Here is a 19300-nt window from a genome sequence, read left to right as displayed (position 1 = left end):
TTGAGCATTGGTGAAAATCTACTTGATTTTTTCATGAGCTTGATTTCTCATGAAATTCGGCTGAAAATTTTCATGAAGTGAGCGATTTGGTCTCCCCTACCCCACGAACATTACAGGGACCTGACGAGCGAGTCCTGGCCGGCGATATCAGGGCCTTGCGCCGGGTGCGCGGACTGACGCTGGCCGAGATCGCGCTGAAGCTCGGCCGTTCGGTCGGCTGGGTCAGCCAGGTCGAGCGCGGCCTGTCGACGCCATCGCTTAGTGATCTCCGGGCCTTTGCCGAACTGTTCGGCGTGCCGATCAGCCTGTTCTTCAGCCATGACGTGCCCGTGGAGAGCGAGCGCGGCGTGGTGGTGCGCGCCGGCAAGCGCCGCGCGCTTGGCACCAGCGAATCCGGTCTGGTGGAGGAGCTTCTGTCACCGGACCTCGGTGGTAGCTTCGAGATGGTGCGGTCGGTCTTCGCGCCGGGAGCGGAGTTGAAGAACGAGGCCCGCCGGCCGACCGAGGAGGCCGGATACATCGCGTCCGGGCAGTTCGACATCGAAATAGCCGGGGTCTGGCACCGGCTTGGCGAAGGCGACTCCTTTCGCTTCGAAGGCAAGCCTTACCGCTGGCGCAATCCGGGTAGCGAGCCGGCTGTTGTCATCTGGGTGGTTTCGCCGCCGGTCTATTGATTGATGAGTGGATGTCGTCCGGAACCATGCAGCGGTTTTGCGACGGCGACACGCATAAAAACAAAAAGAAAAGCGCGGCGCGCTTGAAGATTGGGAGAAGAACATGGCGGGTTTGCCGAGCACCGCGCGCGTGGTGATCATCGGAGGTGGCGTGGTCGGCACCTCCTCGCTCTATCATCTGGCCAAGGCCGGCTGGACCGACTGCGTGCTCCTGGAAAAGAACGAGCTGACCTCCGGCTCGACCTGGCATGCCGCCGGCAATGTGCCGACCTTCTCCTCCTCATGGTCGCTGATGAACATGCAGCGCTATTCGACCGAACTCTATCGGGGCCTCGCCGACGCCGTCGACTATCCCATGAACTACCATGTCACCGGTTCGCTCAGGCTCGCCCACTCGAAAGAGCGCATGCAGGAGTTCCAGCGCGCCAAAGGCATGGGCCGCTATCAGGGCATGGACATCAACGTGGTCGGGCTCGACGAGATCAAGCGCCGCTATCCCTTCCTCGAAACGCACGAGTTGAAGGGCGCGCTCTACGATCCGAGCGACGGCGACATCGACCCGGCACAGTTGACGCAGGCGCTGGCCAAGGGCGCACGCGACATGGGCGCGAAGATCATCCGCTTCTGCCCCGTCACCGGCGTGCGCCGTGAGAAGGACGAGTGGGTGGTTGTAACGGCGCAAGGCGAGATCCGCTGCGAGATCGTCGTCAACGCAGCCGGCTATCGTGCCGCCGAAGTCGGCAGGATGTTCGGCCGCGAAGTGCCGATGATGGTGATGAGCCACCAGTACATATTGTTCGAAGAGATCCCCGAGCTCGCCGCCTGGTCGAAGGAACAGGGCAAGAAGCTGCCGCTGCTGCGCGACGTCGACACTTCATATTATTTGCGCCAGGAAAAGGCCGGCATGAACCTCGGCCCCTATGAGCGCAATTGCCGCGCGCATTGGGCCACCCATAACGATCCCATGCCGGATGACTTTTCGTTCCAGCTCTTCCCAGACGATCTCGACCGACTGGAGCATTATCTGGCGGACGCGGTCGCCCGCGTCCCGATCCTGGGCACCGCCGGCCTGTCCAAGGTCATCAACGGACCGATCCCCTATGCGCCCGACGGCAATCCGCTGATCGGGCCGATGCCGGGCGTTCCCAACGCCTTCGAGGCTTGCGTCTTCACCTTCGGCATCGCCCAGGGCGGCGGCGCCGGCAAGGTGTTGGCCGAATGGGTGACGCAGGGCCAGACCGAATGGGACATGTGGTCGTGCGATCCGCGCCGCTTCACCTCCTTTGCTTCCGCGCCGGACTATTGCGTGGCCAAGGGCATGGAAATCTACGGCAACGAATACGCCATCCAGTTCCCGCGTCACGCCTGGCCGGAAGGCCGCGACAGGAAACTGTCGCCGATCCACGATCGCATCAAGGCGCTGGGCGCCCGCTTCGATGCCTATAATGGCTGGGAACGCGCCACCTGGTACGCGCAGGACGGCGACGACATCTCCGAGGAAGCCACGCTGACCTTCCGCCGCGAGGGGCCCTGGCAGCAACGAGTCCGCGAAGAGTGTCTCGCGGTCCGCGACGCCGCCGGCATCCTCGACCTGCCCGGCTTCTCGCGCTTCAATCTCGAAGGCCCTGGCGCCGCCGAATGGCTGAGCCGGCAGGTAACCGGCCTGGTGCCGAAGCCCGGTCGCATCGGCCTGGTCTATTTCTCCGACGACAAGGGCCGCATCGTCACCGAAATGTCGGTGGTGCGCCATGGCGAGGAGTCCATGACGCTGATCACCGCGGCGGTGGCGCAGTGGCACGACTTCGAATGGCTGAAGTCGCACATGCCCGGGGATGCCGCGTTCAAGCTGATCGACCGGACAGAGGAATTCTCCACGCAGATCCTGGCCGGCCCCAATTCGCGAAAAATCCTTGCCGATGTCTGTGAGGCCGACCTGACCTTGCCATGGCTGACGCATCAGGAGACCAGGATCGCCGGCCGCTGGGCCAAGCTGGTTCGCGTCTCCTTCGCGGGCGAGCTCGGCTGGGAGATCCACACCAGGGTCGACGACACCGCCGCCATCTTCGATGCGATCTGTGCCGCCGGGCAGCACCACGGGCTGAAGCCGTTCGGCATGTACGCGCTGGATTCGCTGCGCCTGGAAAAGGGCTACCGCACTTGGAAGGGCGACCTGTCGACCGACTATTCGATCCTGCAGGGCGGGCTCGAGCGCTTCGTCAAATGGGAAAAGCCCGACTTCCGCGGCAAGGCGGCACTCCAGAACGAGAAACAGCAAGGCGTGAAGAAGCGCTTCGTCACGCTGGTGGTCGAAAATCCCGGCGATTGCGACGCGCCCTACATGTCGACGCTCTGGCACGACGGCCAGATCGTCGGTGAGACGACATCGGGTGGCTGGGGTCATCGTGTCGACAAATCGATCGCGCTCGGCATGCTGCGCGCCGACCTGAGCGAACCCGGCACCTCTGTCGAGGTCGAGATCTTCGGCGACCGTTTCAAGGCGGTCGTGCAGCAGGACGAGCCGTTGTGGGATCCCAAGAACGAAAGGCTGCGCGCATGAAGCCGGTTATCCTCACCGATGGCGGCATGGGCCAGGAGCTGGTGCGGCGCAGCAAGTCCGAGCCGACGCCGCTGTGGTCGGCCAGGGTGCTGATCGACGAACCGGACCTCGTGCGCGGCCTGCATGCCGAATTCATCCGCGCCGGCGCCCGGGTCATCACCATCAACACCTATTCGGCGACGCCCGAACGCCTGGCGCGCGAGGGCGCGGAAGACCTGTTCAAGCCGTTGCAGAAGCGTGGCATCGACCTCGCCAGGCAAGCCCGCGACGAGGCCGGCGACGCGGCGATCGCCGGCTGCCTGTCACCGCTTTTCGGCAGCTACGCGCCGGCGCTGACGATCCCCTACCGGGACACGCTCGACATCTACCGCCGCATCGTCGCCGAACAGGCTGATGGCGTCGACCTGTTCCTGTGCGAAACCATGGCCTCTGCCGAAGAGGCGCGCGCGGCAGTCACCGCCGCATCGGAAAGCGGCAAGCCCGTCTGGGTGTCATGGACGCTGGCCGATCACGGCACGCCACGCTTGCGCAGCGGCGAGACGATTGCGTCGGCAGCGGACGCGCTCGGAAATCTGCCGGTGGCGGCGCGGCTGCTCAACTGCTGTCGTCCGGAAGCCATCGCGGCGGCCTTGCCGGAACTGATCGAGCTCGGCGGCCCGGTCGGCGCCTATGCCAATGGCTTCACCTCCACCGAAGCGCTCAAGCATGGCGGCACGGTGGATGTGCTGCATGCCCGCCACGATCTCGGTCCGGATGCTTACGCCGATCAGGCTGTCGGCTGGGTGGAATCCGGGGCGGACATCGTCGGCGGTTGCTGCGAGGTCGGTCCCGCTCACATCGCCGCCTTGCGCGATCGGCTGGAACAGAACGGTTACGCGATCTCGGGAGTCTTACATGCCTAAACCATCATCGCGCATCACCGGCATCGTGCCATCGGGCAAGGATGGCTGGGAGGTTCATTTCGCCGCCTGGAACCGCAAGGAGGCTGGTGAGGACATCATCATGCTGTCGGTCGGCGACCACGATTTCGACACGCCGTCGCAGACGATCGAAGCTTGTGTGGCAGCGGTCCGTGGCAGCAACCATCACTACACGCCGCTGCCCGGCCTGCCACGCCTGCGCAAGGCCATGGCGGCGGCCTCCAGCGCCTGCACCGGCGTCGAGACCATGCCCGAAGAGGTCATTGCCACGCCGGGAGGCCAGGCAGCACTTTACGCTGCCGTGCAAGCCGTGCTCGATCAGGGCGACCACGCCATCGTCGTGGCGCCCTACTATGCCACCTACCCCAACACTTTCAGTGCCGCCGGCGCCAGTTTCACCGTGGTCGAGACGCCGGCCGAGGATGGGTTCCAACCCCGCACGGAAATGATCCGTGCAGCACTCAAGCCCAATACGCGCGCCATCCTGATCAACACGCCGAACAATCCGACTGGAGCGGTCTACTCGCGCGAGCGGCTGGAACAACTGGCAGAGCTCTGCCGCGAGCACGACCTCTGGCTGCTGTCCGACGAGGTTTACTGGACGCTGGGCGGCGGCGAGCATGTCTCGCCGCGCTCGCTTCCCGGCATGGCCGAGCGCACGCTGGTCATCAATTCGATGTCCAAGAGCCACGGCATGACCGGCTGGCGCATGGGCTGGCTGACGGGTCCGGAGGAGATGATCGCGCTGCTGATCAACCTCAACCTGGTGACGACCTACGGCCTGCCGGCCTTCATCTCGATCGCTTGCGCCGAGGCGCTGGAGCAGCACTATGGCGTCAAGGACATCGCCGAACGCTACGCCGCACGCCGCACCGTCCTGCTCGATGCGGTGCGCGGCATGAATGATGTCACCGTGCGCGGCTCCGAAGGCGGCATGTATGTCATGCTCGACATATCGGATGTCGAACCCGACGACGAGAAATTCGCTTTCGCCTTTCTCGACAAGGAGAAGGTCGGCGTCATGCCTGGCTCCAGCTTCGGCGAAGCCGCGGCCGGCCATATCAGAATCAGCCTGTGCCAGCCCGAACCGGTACTGCGGGAAGCAGCCGCTCGGCTGCGCCGTTTTGTTTCCAGCTACCGTCGTGAGGCCGCATGACCGCCAAGACCATTCCCACCAAGGCGCGGGCCGTCATCATCGGCGGCGGCGTCTCCGGCTGCTCGGTCGCCTACCACCTGGCCAAGCTCGGCTGGACCGACATCGTGCTTTTGGAGCGCAAGCAGCTGACCTCGGGCACGACATGGCATGCCGCCGGCCTGATCGGACAGTTGCGCGGTTCGCAGAACATGACCCGGCTGGCGAAATATTCGGCCGACCTCTACGTGAAGCTGGAGGCCGAGACCGAGGTCGGCACCGGCATGCGCCAGGTCGGCTCGATCACCGTCGCGCTGACCGAGGAGCGCAAGCACGAGATCTACCGGCAGGCATCGCTCGCCCGCGCCTTCGATGTCGATGTGCGCGAGATTTCTCCCAATGAAGTCAAGCAGATGTATCCGCATCTCAACGTCTCCGACGTGGTCGGCGCCGTGCACCTGCCGCTCGACGGTCAATGCGACCCGGCCAACATCGCCATGGCGCTGGCCAAGGGCGCGCGCCAGCGCGGCGCCACCATTGTCGAGAATGTGAAGGTGACGAAGGTCCATACAAAAAATGGCCGGGTCACCGGCGTGTCCTGGGCGCAGGGCGAAGAGCAAGGCACCATCGAGGCCGACATCGTCGTCAACTGCGCCGGCATGTGGGCGCGCGAACTCGGTGCCCAGAACGGCGTTACCATCCCGCTGCATGCCTGCGAGCATTTCTATCTCGTCACCGAGCCCATCTCAGGCCTCGGCCGCCTACCGGTGCTGCGCGTGCCCGACGAATGCGCCTACTACAAGGAAGACGCCGGCAAGATGATGCTCGGCGCCTTCGAGCCGGTGGCCAAGCCATGGGGCATGGACGGCATCCGCGAGGACTTCTGCTTCGACCAGTTGCCCGAGGACATGGACCATTTCGAGCCTATCCTCGAAATGGGCGTCAACCGCATGCCGATGCTGGCCACCGCCGGCATCCACACTTTCTTCAACGGCCCGGAAAGTTTCACCCCCGACGACCGCTACTATCTCGGCGAGGCGCCGGAACTGCGCGGCTATTGGATGGCGACCGGCTACAACTCGATCGGCATCGTCTCGTCCGGCGGCGCCGGCATGGCGCTGGCGCAGTGGATCAACGATGGCGAAGCGCCGTTCGACCTGTGGGAAGTCGACATCCGCCGCACCCAGCCGTTCCAGAAGAACCGCCGCTATCTCAAGGAGCGCGTTTCCGAAACGCTCGGCCTGCTCTATGCCGACCATTTTCCCTACCGGCAGATGGCGACATCGCGTGGCGTGCGCCGCTCGCCCTTGCATGAACATCTGAAGGCGCGTGGCGCCGTGTTCGGCGAGGTTGCCGGCTGGGAGCGCGCCAACTGGTTCGCGCGCGAAGGCCAGGAGCGCGAATATCGCTATTCCTGGAAGCGGCAGAACTGGTTCGACAATCAGCGTGAGGAGCATCTGGCGGTCCGCAACAAGGTCGGTCTGTTCGACATGACCTCGTTCGGCAAGATCCGAGTCGAGGGTCGCGACGCTCAGCGTTTCCTGCAAAGGCTCTGCGCCAACGACATGGATGTGGCGCCGGGCAAGATCGTCTACACGCAAATGCTCAATCAGCGCGGCGGCATCGAGAGCGACCTCACCGTGTCGCGGCTTTCGGATACGGTCTATTTCCTCGTCGTTCCAGGGGCCACGCTGCAACGCGACCTCGCCTGGCTGCGCCGCCATGTCGGTGAGGCGTTCGTCGTCATCACAGATCTGACCGCCGCCGAAAGCGTGCTCTGCCTGATGGGTCCGGATGCGCGAAAACTGATCCAGAAGGTCAGCCCCAACGACTTCTCCAACGAGAACAATCCGTTCGGCACCTTCCAGGAGATCGAGATTGGCATGGGGCTCGCCCGGGCGCACCGCGTCACCTATGTCGGCGAACTCGGCTGGGAGCTCTATGTCTCTACCGAACAGGCTGCCCATGTCTTCGAGGCGGTCGACAAGGCCGGCGCGGATGTCGGCCTGAAACTCTGCGGCCTGCACACGCTGGATTCCTGCCGCATCGAAAAGGCTTTCCGCCATTTCGGTCACGATATCACCGATGAGGACAATGTGCTGGAAGCAGGCCTTGGCTTCGCGGTGAAGACAGCCAAGGGCGATTTCATCGGCCGCGACGCCGTGCTGAAGAAGAAGGAGGCCGGGTTGAACCGCCGTCTGGTCCAGTTCCGGCTGAAGGACCCGCAGCCGCTGCTCTTCCATAACGAGGCGATCCTGCGCGACGGCAAGATCGTCGGTCCGGTCACCTCCGGCAATTACGGCCATCATCTCGGCGGCGCCATCGGCCTTGGCTATGTGCCATGCCAGGGCGAAAGCGAGGCGGATGTGCTCGCTTCATCTTATGAGATCGAGATCGCCGGCGAACGGTTTGCCGCCGAAGCATCGCTGAAGCCGATGTATGATCCGAGGTCGGAACGGGTGAGGATGTAGCGCGGCTTTTTCCTTCTCCCCTTGTGGGAGAAGGTGGATCGGCGCGCAGCGCCGAGACGGATGAGGGTGTTCCAGCGGAGTGAGGCGTTGGTGTTCCCTGGAGCACCCCTCATCCGACCTCGCTTCGCGAGGCCACCTTCTCCCACAAGGGGAGAAGGCAAGTGCAGCGCTCAAAAACGCTCCAGCTTCGCCCGCACCTTGACCAGAAACGCCGCTCTCGTCGCCGGCGTCGAGGCGTCCATCAAATAATGCGCCAGGAAAAACGTCTTGCAGCGTCTGGCGCACAGCGCCCGCATGCCGCGCAGCAAGGTCTTACGTCCGGGCTGGCCGACGACGACGCTCCACCAGGTTGGCGCACCACAGGTGGTGATGACGCCGACCTTGGTGACATGCGTCATCAGCGACTTGATCCCGCCCTTGCCCGCCGGCAGCTTGAAGGCGATGTCGGTCGCCCACACCCGGTCGAGCCAGCCTTTCAGCATCGCCGGCAGCCCATACCACCAGGTCGGATAGACGAATAGGATCGCCTCGGCCCAATTGAGCAGTTCGAAATGCGGCTTCAGCGCCGGATCCTGCGGCGAATGGTCGTTGTAACTGCGCCGCTCCTCGCAGCTCATCACCGGATCGAATTTCTCGGCATAGAGGTCGAGCAGCCGCACGTCCCAGCCTCGACGCGTCAGCACGTCCACGGCGGTGTCGCGGATCGCGGCGCAAAAGCTCTCCGGCACCGGATGGCAATAGACGACAAGCGCACGCATCAGAAGGCATCCATGCTGGCCGCGACCTTCGTCATGAAGGACTTGCGCGTTTCGTCGGTCGACAGGTTCATCGCATAATGGGCGAGATAGGAGACGGGAGCGCCGGGCTTGATCGTGGCGCGCAGCATGCGCTTCACGACCTTGCGCGGCGGATCGCCCATCACCATGGCGCGGAACCGGCTGCCGCCATAGGTGGTGACAGCCGCCAGTTTACGGATGTTGTGCAGCGTCGGCTGCACTTTGCCATCGACCAGCTTGAACGACACGCCGGGCAGGAAGACGCGGTCGAAAAATCCTTTCAGGATCGCCGGATAGCCGTAGTTCCAGACCGGAAATGACAGCACCAGGGCCTCGGCCGCCTGCAGCCTCTGAATGTAGCCGGCAACCGCATCCCCTGGTCCACGCGGGTCGTGATAGCCAAGCCGTTCGGCCCGCGTCAGGCGCGGGTCGAAATTCTCTGCGTAGAGGTCGCAGTTGTCGACTGTGTGACCCGCCGCCGTCAGCCGCTCGACGATCATCCGGTGCAGGCCGGCATTGAAGCTGGTCTCGACCGGATGGGCGTAGAGCACGAGGATGTTCATCAGCCTGCCTTTTGCAGCCCCTTGAACAGAAAAGTCCGGCCCGAACGGTAGTCGTAGTCCGGGTTTTCCCAGGCGATCATCTTGCCGGGGTTGAGCAGGCCTTCCGGATCGGTCTCGCGCTTGAAGGCCAACTGCACGGCGTCGGTCTGCTTCATGCCGCCCTCTTCCAGCGTGTAGCGGTGCGGGTTGAAGATCGGGCAGCCATTGTCCTCATGCAGGCGGATGATTTCGTCGAGCCTCGCCTCGGTGGTGAACTTGACCAGCGGCAGGCCGAAGCAGGTGATGTTGCCGTCCAGCCGGACGAATTCGAGATGCGAGAACACCTCGCCAGGGAACATTGCATCCATCTTCTCGACCAGCGCCAACTGGTCGGGAAAGGGATAGAGCGATTGCAGATAGGTAATCGACGGATCGACCCGCAGTGCCCTGAGCGTGGTGTGGTTCCAGGCCAGCTCGTAGGCCGGCGGCAGGCCCTTTTTCTCCTCCGGCGCGGCAAGGGCAGCGTTGAAGATCACGTCGCCCCCGGCGCGGCGCGTAAAGGCCAGGAAGGCGTCCAGCCCATGCCGAGCCACCATGACGACGCAGATGCTTTGCCCTTCCCTGAAAAATTTCTGGTGCCGCTTGAAGTAGAGTTGCGGCACGGGTGCCGCGATCGGCGTGATCAGCTTGGTCAGGATGCCGTCCTGGCAGGCGAGCGCGTTTCCATAACGGGCTGCTTCCATGAAGGCGTCGAAACCGACGATGACATCGATCCAGTCATAGGCTGCCGTCAGCGGCATCTCGACCTCGGATATGATGCCATTGGTGCCATAGGCGTGGGTCACCTTGTGCAGGTTCTCGCCTGTCAGTTCGAGCACCTTCGGCTCGGCCTCCATCGTCACCACGCTCAGCCGCAGCACGTTGCCGAAGTCGCGCAATCCGCCGAAATTGATCGAGCCGACACCGCCAGAACCACCGGCGATGAAGCCGCCGATGGAGGCGGTGTTGTAGGTCGAGGGCGACAGCCGCAGTTCCTGGCCGGAATGCGCCCGCGTCGCCTTGTCGATGTCGGCCAGCACCGCGCCGGGTCCGGTCACCACGCGGCCTGGGCCGATCAACTTGATCTCGTTCATCTCGGCGAGGTTGAGTACCACCCCGCCCGACAGCGGCATTGCCTGGCCGTAATTGCCGGTGCCGCTGCCGCGCGGCGTCACCGGCACGCCATGGCGGTGACAGGCGGCAAGCACGCGGATCAGTTCGGCCTCGGTCTTCGGCGTCACGATGAGGTCGCCGGTGACGTGGTCGAGCTGCCGTTTCAGCACCGGGCTGTACCAGTAGAAGTCGCGGCTCTTCTGCTGGACGATCGCCGGATTGTCGTCGAGCTTTATCCCGTCGAGATCGCGTTTGAGCGCCGAAACATCCATCATTCCACCATCAGCTCGTCGAGTTCGGCATAGTCGGGCAATTGCCGGTCGATCGCGCGTCCGGCGCGCACGACGATGCGATCCGATTCGGGCCGCGACAGCAATTCCGTCCAGCTTCGACCTTTGAACAGGACGAAATCCGCGTCGCCGCCGGCGGCAAGCACGCCGAAGCCATCGAGCCGCATCACCTTGGCCGGTGTCGCGGTCACCGCCTGCGGCCAGTCGGCGACCGGATGATCGAAATGCAGGATGCGCGTCGCCATGCGATAGACTTCCAGCATGTCGAGATCACCATAGGCGTAGAAGGGGTCGCGCGTGTTGTCGGAAGCGACGGCCACCGGAATGCCCCTCGCCTTCATCTCGTGCAGCAGAGTCACGCCACGCCAGCGCGGCGTGGTGCCGTCGCTCCGTCGATCCTGCAAATAAAGATTGCACATCGGCAGCGACACGACGGCGAGCCCGGCCTTCGCCACCTTGTCCAGCGTGTCCAGCACCTCGAGATCGGGCTGCCGCGCCAGCGAGCAGCAATGGCCGACGAGGATCTTGCCCTCGAATCCGTTCCACAGGGCTGCCTCGGCGATCTTCTTCAGCGAGATCGCGGCGACATCGTTGGTCTCGTCGGCGTGAAAATCGAGGTCGAGCCCGTGCTTGGTCGCCTGCGCGAAGACGTGGTCGAGCAGTTCCTCCAGGTCCGGCACCATATAGGTGACCACACCCAGCACGCCCCTGGCGGCGGCCACTCGTTTGGCCAGCCTGTCGAACCATTTTCTGTCACGCACGCCCTCGATGCCGAGCAGGCAGGCACCCTGCAATTCGATGCGGCCGCGCCATGCGTCGCGCATCGTCTCGAACACTGGCCAGGAGATTTCCTCCTGAGGGGCGACGCTGTCGATATGGGTTCTCAGCGCCCTGGTGCCATGCGCGTAGGCCGAGCGCAGCGAGAAATCCATGCGCTTCGCCACGTCCTCGGCGCTCCAGCGCGCCATGCGGTCGGCGCCGGTGGCGTTCAGCGCACCCATGAAGCTGCCGTCGGGATTGGGCTTTCGCGGCCAAATATGGCCCTTGTCGAATGCGTGTGGCAATCGACGAAACACGGCAGCACGATACGGCCGCCAAGATTGATGGCGCCGGCGGGTGCCTTCGATGCGGCATACGCGGCGATGCTGGAAATCTTGCCATCGGCGACAGCGATGTCGGCGAGCGCAAAGCCATCATTGTCGTAACCAGCGGCAAGGCCCGGCGTCAGGGATTGGTGAAGCCGGGCATTGGCGAGCCGGTATGAACCTGTATTCGGTATCAAGGACCTAGCGCTCCTGCTTCAGCGCGCTCTCGTGCCAGCGCCGTAAAATGAGATGCGAAATCAGCGACAGCACGAGGAAGATCAGGATGCCTGTCAGCGAAATCAGAAACAAAGCTGCAAACAAACGCGGCGCATTCAGCCGGTAGCCGGCCTCGATGATGCGCGAGGCGAGCCCCGACGACTGGCCGGTGGCGCCGGCGACGAACTCGGCCACCACCGCGCCGATCAGCGACAGGCCGCCGGCAATCTTCAGCCCGCCGAGAAAATACGGCATCGCCGCCGGCAGTCTGAGATAGCGCAGCTGCTGCCAGCGCGTCGCGCCATTGAGCTTGAACAGGTCTCGCAGATTGCGGTCGACGGAGTTGAGGCCGAGCGTGGTGTTGGACAGGATCGGGAAAAAGGCGACGATCCAGGCGCAGAGCAGAAGCTTGGTCGTCTGGTTGTCAACATAGATGTTGATCAGCGGAAAGATCGCCACGATCGGCGTCACCTGCAGCACGATGGCGAAGGGGAAGAACGACATCTCCACCCATTTCGACTGCGCGAACAAGACCGCCAGCCCGACCCCGCCGACAACCGCGAGGAGCAGGCTGAGGAAGGTGATGCGCAAGGTGACCAGCAGCGCGGAGAACAACAGGCCGGCATCGTTGTAGAGCGTCCACAGCACCACGCCCGGCCGCGGCAGGATGTACTGCGGAATCTCGTTCCAGACGCAGATGCGGTCCCAAAGCCAGATCGCCAGGATCATGATCGCCAGCGGCAGCACCCAGCGTCCGATCCGCTCGAGCCGCTCCTGGCGCACGCGCCGCGCTTCCTCGGGGTCGAGTTTCAACGTGCCGTCAATGACCGTCATGATGCGAGCCCGCCGTTGAATTGATGGCATTGACCAGAACGTCGGAGGCCTGCCGGCACAGCGCTGCATAATCCGGCGACGTGCGGAAAGCCTCGTCGCGCGGATAGGATGCCTCGATGGCGAGTTCGTCGAACACCCTGCCCGGCCGCGCCGCCATGACGACGACGCGGTTGGACAGAAACACGCTTTCGAACACACTGTGGGTGACGAAGACGACGGTGAAGCGCTCGTCCTGCCACAGTTCCAGCAGGTCGTTGTTGAGCTTGAAGCGAGTGATCTCGTCAAGCGCGGCGAACGGCTCGTCCATCAACAGCACGCGCGGCTTGGTCACCATGGCGCGTGCGATCGAGACACGCATCTTCATCCCGCCGGACAGCTCGCGCGGCACCGCGTCCTCGAACCCGGTGAGGTGAACCCGCGCCAGCATTTCCGTTATTGCCGGTGCGGCCTTGGCGCGAGAAATGCCTTTCAGCCTGAGCGGCAGCCAGACATTGTCGAAGACGCTGGCCCAGGGCAGCAGCGTCGGCTCCTGGAAGACGAAGCCGATATTGGCACGGTCGAGCGAGCCGCCGCCGCGCCAGTCGAGCACGCCTGACGTCGGCGTCGACAGGCCGGCGATCAGCCGCAGCGCCGTCGACTTGCCGCAACCGGACGGTCCGAGCAGGCTGAGGAAGTCGCCTTCCCGGATCGTCAGGTCGACATCGCTGAGCGCCGTCACGCCATTGGAAAACACCTTGCCGACGCCACGCAGCGCCAACAAGGTCGGAGCGACGTCCAAGGCCGGCGCTTGCGCCACCTTCTCCCTCTTCATACCGGGACCGGCCTATTTCTTCAGCTCGAGCCCAACGCCCTTGTTGACGAAGGCCAGCGTGTAGGCCTTCGTGATGTCGATGCCAGCGGGCGTGACCTTGGCCTTGACCATCTTGTCGTAGAAACTCTTGATCCGCGCATCGGTCATGGCGCCGATGCCGAGCTTCTCGGTGTCGCCGGAATCGGCAAGGCCGAACTTCTTCATCTGCTCGATCGAGAAGGCGATCTGCTCGTCGCTCATGTCAGGATTATCTTTCTTGATCATGTCGTTGGCGGCCTTGTTGTCGCCGTAGAGGTATTTGTACCAGCCCTTGGCCGAGCCATCGACGAAGCACTGGACCACCTCGGGCTTCTTGTCGATCGTGTCCTGCATCACCTCGATCGTGGTCGAATAGGTGTCCCAGCCATAGTCGGCGAGCAGGAACTGGTTCGGCACGAAGCCGCCTTCCTTCTTGACCGCGAACGGCTCCGAAGTGACGTAGCCCTGCTGGATCGACTTCTTGTTGGCGAGGAAAGGAGCGGTGTTGTAGGTGTAGGGCGCGCGCTTTGAGGCGTCGAAACCGAGCTCGATGACCATCCACTGGAAGAAGGTCTGCGCACCTTCATCGCCCAGAATGTACTGCTCGGCGTTCTTCAGGTCTTCCCATTTATCGAGCCCCTCGCCGGGGTGGGACATGATGACCTGTGGATCCTTCTGGAAATCCGCCGCCACCACGCGCATCGGAATGCCTTGCTGGACGGCATCGAAGGCCGACAGCAAATTGCCGCCCATGTAGAAATCGATCTTGCCGGCGAGCAGCATCGGCCGGCCGCTGACCTGCGGGCCGCCCTGCATGATGGTGACATCGAGGCCGCAGGCGGCATAGGTGCCATCCGCCACGGCCTGATAATAGCCGCCATGCTCCGGCTCGGCGAGCCAGTTGGTGCCGAAAGTGACTTTTTCATTCGCCGCCGCGCCCAGCGTGCTGGCCGCAAGCAGAGCCACGACAGCCACCGAAATCTTCTGTTTCACGTACATTGACACCGCCCTTTATTTGCACCGGCGCGTTGCGCGCCGTGCTTGACACCAAAGATTCAAGAAGCAAGACACATGCCACCGGCGTCGCGCGCCGGGACCCGCCCGCCTGCACCACAGCCATCTGCGAAAGCCGGAAAGGTCGTGCTGCACCGAAGGGCATCGTGCCTATTTTTTGAACGCCTGTCCACAATCGCACGGGCGACATGCACCGCCATCTTGATGGTGCAATGCATCCGGCCCTAGGCTGACGATATCCAGGAGATTGCCATGTTCAAGTTTCTCACCCCGAAGTCGATCAAGCCGCCCTTTGCCCGTTACAGCCACGGCGTCGAGGTGCCGGCCGGCAAGCGCCTGGTGCTGTGCTCGGGCCAGGTCGCCATCACGGCGGACGACCAGATACCGGAAGACGCCGGCGCGCAGGCCGAACTCTGCTTCAAGAACATCGCGGCGATCCTGGGCGAAGCCGGGCTGGGGTTGCCTGATATCGTTCGCATCAACGCTTACGTCACCGACCGTGCGCATCTGCGGCCCTATATGGAGGTCCGTGACCGTATGTTCTCCAGCCCGGCGCCGGCCTCGACGCTGATGATCGTTTCCGGCTTTGCCAGGCCCGAATTCAAGGTCGAGGTCGAGGTCATCGCGGCCGGGTAAGAAGCGCCAGTGAAACCCTACGAATCGACAGTCCAATCGTCTAAAGTCACGCGAAGTTGGCGCTGCCCCTCATCCGCCTGCCGGCACCTTCTCCCCGTATAGAGACGGGGAGAAGGGAAGCGCTCCGAGGCTGGCGATACCCTCTCCCCGTCCTTACGGGGAGAGGGTAAGGGTGAGGGGCAGCGCCGACGCCAAATCAGTTCCGTTGAGGCACAAAATGAACGAGACAAAAAGACGCGTCTGGTGGGGCGACTACCGGACATCAGAATATGCCTCGATCGATCCCGAGGCGACTATAGCGGTGTTGCCGCTGGCGGCGATCGAGCAGCATGGGCCGCATCTTCCTGTGTCGACCGACACCTCGATCATGAACGGCATGCTCGACACGGTGATCGCACGCCTGCCCGAGGACCTCGACATCCGTATCCTGCCGGTCCAGGCGGTGGGCAAGTCGAATGAGCATCTCCATGCGCCGGGCACATTGACCCTGCCGGCAACGACGCTGATCGAGGCGTGGACCGAGCTTGGGCTGTCGATCGCGCGCGCCGGCGTGCGCAAGCTCATCGTCGTCAACTCGCATGGCGGCAATGAGGAGATCATGGGCATCGTCACGCGCGAACTGCGCGTGCGCGAAAAGATGCTGGCGGTGAAGACCAGCTGGCAGCGCTTTGGCCGCCCGGCCGGCATGTACACCGAGCTCGAGGACCGCCACGGCATTCATGGCGGCGATGTCGAGACCTCTTTGATGCTGCATTTCCGGCCGGATCTCGTCGACATGGGCAAGGCTGACAATTTCATTTCCAACGTTGCCAAGGCCGAGAAGGACTTCTCGCTGCTGCGCCACACCGGCACGCATGCCTTCGCCTGGATCGCTGGGGATCTCAACCCCAACGGCGTGGTCGGCGACGCCAGCATTGCAACGGCAGAGAAAGGCCGATTGACTGCGCAATATCAGGCCGACGGCTTCATCAACCTGCTGCGGGACATGCGCAAGGCAAAGCTCGCGGAGTGGCTGAAATAGCCGCCTAAATATCGATCTTGAGCGCGAACGGCGTGCCTTCGAAGGCGTCGGCCCCTCGCCCGATCGACTCGATCGCCTCAATCATGCGGCCCTTGCGCTCGAGCAGCGTGTCGGCCACCGCGATCAGTCGCGGATTGGGCGTCGCCGAAGGAGACAGCGCGCGCAACGTCTGCGCCAGTTCCAGCTCATTGCGCTTAGGCGCCAGCGCCGCGGTGATGATGTAGGCCGAAGCCGTCGAACGGCTGATGCCGGCATAGCAGTGAACCACCATCGGCCTTGCCCGGTCCCAGCGGCGCGCGAAATCGAGCAGACTGCGCACATGCTCCTCGCCAGGCATGGTCATGCCGTCCTGCGCCACCGCAATGTCATGCATGACCAGATGCAGGTGGTTTTCCCTAGGGATCGAGGCCGGACGCACCACATCCGTCCCGGCCGCAAGCAGCGATAGCATGCGGTCGGCGCCTGTCCTGGCCACCGTTTCCTCGATCTTCGCCAGCGAGCAGACATGGATCATTGTTTCTAACCTTTCGACCGATCCTCGCGCCGCGACGCCCAATCGGCAAGCGCGGATTCGAGCCTGCGCCATTCCACCTCGCTCCCCGGCAGGCCGGCGCGCAGGACATGCGGCCGGCCGGAGAAATGCCGGAGCAGAATGCCGCTCTCGCCAAGCGCGGAAAACAGGCCGCCGGCATCGGGGAGGCTGAGATAGCGGAACAATGTGGTGCCGCCAGCGACGCGAACGCCGAAACGGCCGAACAGCGCATCGAGGCGCGCCGACGCATCCACCAGCGACGCCCGCATCGCATCCTGCCACCCGAGATCGGCGAGCGCGCGGATGCCATATTCCAACGCCGGCCCGGCGACGGCCCAAGGTCCGAATTGTGTCTCCAGCCGCTCGACCGTCGGCGCATCGGCAAGCGCGAACCCAAGCCGCAGGCCGGCCAGACCAAAGAACTTGCCGAAGGAACGCAGCACAACGATGCCGCCCTGGCCGACATCGCCGGCGAGACTGTGCTCGCGCGGGCCGACATCCATGAACGCCTCGTCGACGACCAGCAACCCGCCCCTGGCGCGCAACCTGGCGGCCAGCGCCAGCAGCCGGTCGCGCTCGATGATGCGCCCATCCGGATTGTTCGGATTGACGATGATGGCGAGGTCGGCTTCGGCCAGCGCGGCGAAATCGCCGACCCCGGCCACCTCGTGCCCGGCGATTGCCGCCGCCCTGGCGTGTTCCGCATAGGTCGGCGCCAGCACCAATGCCTTGCCGGGCCGCACCAGCGATGCCACGCGCGGCAGCAGAATCTGCGTACCAGGCGCCGCCACGACGTTGCCCGCTGAAGGCGCGCCATAGGTTTGGGCCGCAATCTCTATCAGCTCGCACCCACGCGCGGCCTCCGGCAATCGCCACAGGGCGGTGGCGGGCAGGTCGAAAAGCGGGTAGGAGTGCGGATTGATACCGGTCGAGAGGTCGACGAACGGCAGCACGGCATTGGGGAAAAGCGCCCTTGCCCGGCCAAGACTTCCACCATGGTCCACCGCTCCTTCAAGAAGCTTCATGTCAGTCCTGATCGCTTTCCTGTCATTGGTTGTCGAATTCGCCCTCGGTTATCCCGACTGGCTGTTTCGCGCCATCGGCCATCCGGTGACGTGGTTCGGAAGGCTGATATCCTTTCTCGACTTGAGGCTCAACCGCGCCACTGATCCCGACGCGCTGCGTCGCCAACGTGGTGTCCAGGCGCTTCTCGTCATCGTGCTGGTGCCGGCGGCAGCAGGTCTTTGCGTGCAGCTTGTCCTGCTCTGGTTCGTCCCCTTGGGATTGATCATTGCCGTCCTTCTGGCGACATCGCTTCTGTCGCAGAAAAGCCTTTACGAACACGTCGAAGCCGTCGCCGACGCGCTCGACAGCGGAGGCCTCGACATGGGCCGAGCCGCCGTCTCGCGAATCGTTGGCCGCGATCCCGAAACGCTGGACCGCGCCGGCGTCTGCCGGGCGGCGATCGAGAGCCTGGCGGAGAATTTCTCCGACGGCATCGTCGCCCCCGCCTTCTGGACCGGTGTCGGCGGGCTGGCCGGCGGCGCCGCCTACAAGGCCGCCAACACCGCCGATTCGATGATCGGCCACCGCACCCCACGCCATGAGGCCTTCGGCTGGGCGGCGGCACGCTTCGACGATTGGATCAACCTGCCGGCATCCCGGCTGACGGCGGTGCTGATTGTGCTGGCCGCTTTCCTGGTCAAGGGCACCGACCCCGGCAATGCCTGGCAGGCGGTACGGCGCGACGCGAAAAAACACCGCTCGCCCAATGCCGGCTGGCCGGAAGCGGCCATGGCCGGCGCACTTGGCCTCGCGCTCGCCGGGCCGCGCAGCTATGGCGGCGTCGTGGTCGACGACGTCTTCATGGGCGAAGACGGACGACGCGATGTCGACAGCGGCGACATCCGGCGGGCGCTCCAACTTTATCGTGTCGCCGACTATTTGCTGATTGGCCTGTTTGGGCTGATCGCGGTGATCGCAATCCTGGTGTTCTAGAACTCGATGCCCTGCTGCGCTTTTACGCCGGCGGAAAAATGGTGCTTCGTCAGCCCCATCTCGGTGACCAGGTCCGCCGCCTCGACCAGCGCCGGCTTCGCGTTGCGACCGGTGACGACAACGTGCAGGCCCTCGCGGCGAGCCTTGAGCGCGGCAACCACCTTGTCGAGATCGAGATAATCGTAGCGCAGCGCGATGTTGAGTTCATCGAGCACGACAAGGCTGATCGAGGGGTCGCCAATCAATTCCACGGCCTTGGCCCAGGCGGCTTCGGCGGCCGCGATGTCGCGCTTCAGATCCTGCGTTTCCCAGGTGAACCCCTCGCCCATCGCATGCCAGACGATCCGGTCGCCGAAGGCGGCGAAAGCGTCCTTCTCGCCGGTGTGCCATTTGCCCTTGATGAACTGGACGACGCCGACGCGCTTGCCGTAGCCGAGCATCCGCAGTGCGAGACCGAAGGCGGCCGTGGTCTTGCCCTTGCCGGGGCCGGTGTTGACGATCAGCAACCCCTTCTCGATCGTCTTGCCCGCGACCTCGGCGTCCTGCACCGCCTTGCGCTTGGCCATCTTGGCGCGATGGCGTTCTTCATCCCGGTCTTTGGAGCCCTTGTCTTCGGTCATT

17 protein-coding genes and 1 pseudogene are annotated in these 19300 nt (G+C 63.9%); 8 read left to right on the top strand and 10 right to left on the bottom strand.

The genetic code is table 11. The annotated features are described in order from the left end of the window. The first annotated feature begins 77 nt into the window (after nt 1–77). The 5 genes from EN824_RS04490 (at nt 78) to EN824_RS04470 (ending at nt 7754) form a co-directional block, all read left to right on the top strand. Nucleotides 78–674, top strand: coding sequence for an XRE family transcriptional regulator (locus EN824_RS04490; protein ID WP_189343740.1), 597 nt, complete (start codon nt 78–80; stop codon nt 672–674). A gap of 103 nt (nt 675–777) precedes the next feature. Then, on the top strand, nt 778–3231 hold the full coding sequence (locus tag EN824_RS04485) for an FAD-dependent oxidoreductase (RefSeq protein WP_135931937.1): 2454 nt from the start codon (nt 778–780) through the stop codon (nt 3229–3231). Further along, nucleotides 3228–4133, top strand: coding sequence for a homocysteine S-methyltransferase family protein (locus EN824_RS04480; protein WP_135931936.1), 906 nt, complete (start codon nt 3228–3230; stop codon nt 4131–4133). Before EN824_RS04485 ends, EN824_RS04480 begins: the two co-directional genes overlap by 4 nt. Continuing rightward, complete coding sequence (locus tag EN824_RS04475) at nt 4126–5307, top strand: pyridoxal phosphate-dependent aminotransferase (RefSeq protein WP_135931935.1); 1182 nt, start codon at nt 4126–4128, stop codon at nt 5305–5307. Before EN824_RS04480 ends, EN824_RS04475 begins: the two co-directional genes overlap by 8 nt. Then, nucleotides 5304–7754, top strand: a complete 2451-nt coding sequence (locus EN824_RS04470; protein WP_135931934.1) for an FAD-dependent oxidoreductase — start codon at nt 5304–5306, stop codon at nt 7752–7754. Before EN824_RS04475 ends, EN824_RS04470 begins: the two co-directional genes overlap by 4 nt. Before the next feature lie 170 nt (nt 7755–7924). Here EN824_RS04470 and EN824_RS04465 read toward each other — a convergent pair whose 3' ends face one another. The 7 genes and pseudogenes from EN824_RS04465 to EN824_RS04435 all read right to left on the bottom strand — a co-directional run bounded on the left by EN824_RS04465 (nt 7925) and on the right by EN824_RS04435 (nt 14477). Further along, nucleotides 7925–8512, bottom strand: a complete 588-nt coding sequence (locus tag EN824_RS04465; RefSeq protein WP_135931933.1) for an NAD(P)H-dependent oxidoreductase — start codon at nt 8510–8512, stop codon at nt 7925–7927. After that, nucleotides 8512–9093: an NAD(P)H-dependent oxidoreductase gene (locus EN824_RS04460; RefSeq protein WP_167531380.1), complete on the bottom strand. Its 582-nt coding sequence runs from the start codon at nt 9091–9093 to the stop codon at nt 8512–8514. The genes EN824_RS04465 and EN824_RS04460 overlap by 1 nt, the downstream gene beginning before the upstream one ends. Next, nucleotides 9093–10496 carry an FAD-binding oxidoreductase gene (locus EN824_RS04455; RefSeq protein ID WP_135932126.1) on the bottom strand — a complete coding sequence of 468 codons (1404 nt, stop codon included), beginning with the start codon at nt 10494–10496 and terminating at the stop codon, nt 9093–9095. Before EN824_RS04455 ends, EN824_RS04460 begins: the two co-directional genes overlap by 1 nt. Next, nucleotides 10496–11796: pseudogene (locus tag EN824_RS04450) on the bottom strand (cytosine deaminase). Before EN824_RS04450 ends, EN824_RS04455 begins: the two are co-directional and overlap by 1 nt. 4 nt (nt 11797–11800) lie before the next feature. Beyond that, nucleotides 11801–12649 (bottom strand): ABC transporter permease, encoded by an 849-nt coding sequence (locus EN824_RS04445; RefSeq protein WP_127871556.1) that lies wholly within the window; start codon nt 12647–12649, stop codon nt 11801–11803. Next, a complete protein-coding gene (locus EN824_RS04440) occupies nt 12636–13460 on the bottom strand; it encodes an ABC transporter ATP-binding protein (RefSeq protein WP_135915686.1) in 825 nt (274 codons plus the stop codon). Before EN824_RS04440 ends, EN824_RS04445 begins: the two co-directional genes overlap by 14 nt. Before the next feature lie 12 nt (nt 13461–13472). After that, entirely contained in the window at nt 13473–14477 is a 1005-nt protein-coding gene (locus tag EN824_RS04435) for an ABC transporter substrate-binding protein (protein WP_127277990.1), read from the bottom strand. Between the two features lie 267 nt (nt 14478–14744). Between EN824_RS04435 and EN824_RS04430 the strand changes: the two genes are divergently transcribed. Then, a complete protein-coding gene (locus EN824_RS04430; RefSeq protein WP_127277991.1) occupies nt 14745–15128 on the top strand; it encodes a RidA family protein in 384 nt (127 codons plus the stop codon). A gap of 217 nt (nt 15129–15345) precedes the next feature. Further along, complete coding sequence (locus EN824_RS04425) at nt 15346–16149, top strand: creatininase family protein (protein ID WP_127277992.1); 804 nt, start codon at nt 15346–15348, stop codon at nt 16147–16149. A gap of 4 nt (nt 16150–16153) precedes the next feature. On the opposite strand, the gene EN824_RS04420 is transcribed toward EN824_RS04425, so the two are convergent. Both EN824_RS04420 and cobD read right to left on the bottom strand, forming a co-directional pair. Beyond that, the gene (locus EN824_RS04420; protein WP_127277993.1) at nt 16154–16663 is read right to left on the bottom strand and encodes a tyrosine phosphatase family protein; all 510 of its coding nucleotides are present in this window, start codon (nt 16661–16663) and stop codon (nt 16154–16156) included. A gap of 5 nt (nt 16664–16668) precedes the next feature. After that, the gene (cobD, locus tag EN824_RS04415) at nt 16669–17706 is read right to left on the bottom strand and encodes a threonine-phosphate decarboxylase CobD (RefSeq protein ID WP_127871561.1); all 1038 of its coding nucleotides are present in this window, start codon (nt 17704–17706) and stop codon (nt 16669–16671) included. On the opposite strand from cobD, the gene cbiB reads away from it, so the two are divergent. Beyond that, a complete protein-coding gene (gene cbiB, locus EN824_RS04410) occupies nt 17705–18679 on the top strand; it encodes an adenosylcobinamide-phosphate synthase CbiB (RefSeq protein WP_127280780.1) in 975 nt (324 codons plus the stop codon). The two genes, cobD and cbiB, sit on opposite strands and share 2 nt — an antisense overlap. Here the strand turns inward: cbiB and cobO are convergent. Then, nucleotides 18676–19299: a cob(I)yrinic acid a,c-diamide adenosyltransferase gene (cobO, locus tag EN824_RS04405; protein ID WP_127280781.1), complete on the bottom strand. Its 624-nt coding sequence runs from the start codon at nt 19297–19299 to the stop codon at nt 18676–18678. The genes cbiB and cobO overlap by 4 nt on opposite strands. Nucleotide 19300 lies beyond the last annotated feature (1 nt).

The organism is Mesorhizobium sp. M8A.F.Ca.ET.181.01.1.1 (assembly GCF_004792025.1).
In the GTDB taxonomy this organism is placed as follows: Bacteria; Pseudomonadota; Alphaproteobacteria; order Rhizobiales; family Rhizobiaceae; genus Mesorhizobium.
This window is presented reverse-complemented; position numbering and strand designations above follow the sequence as displayed.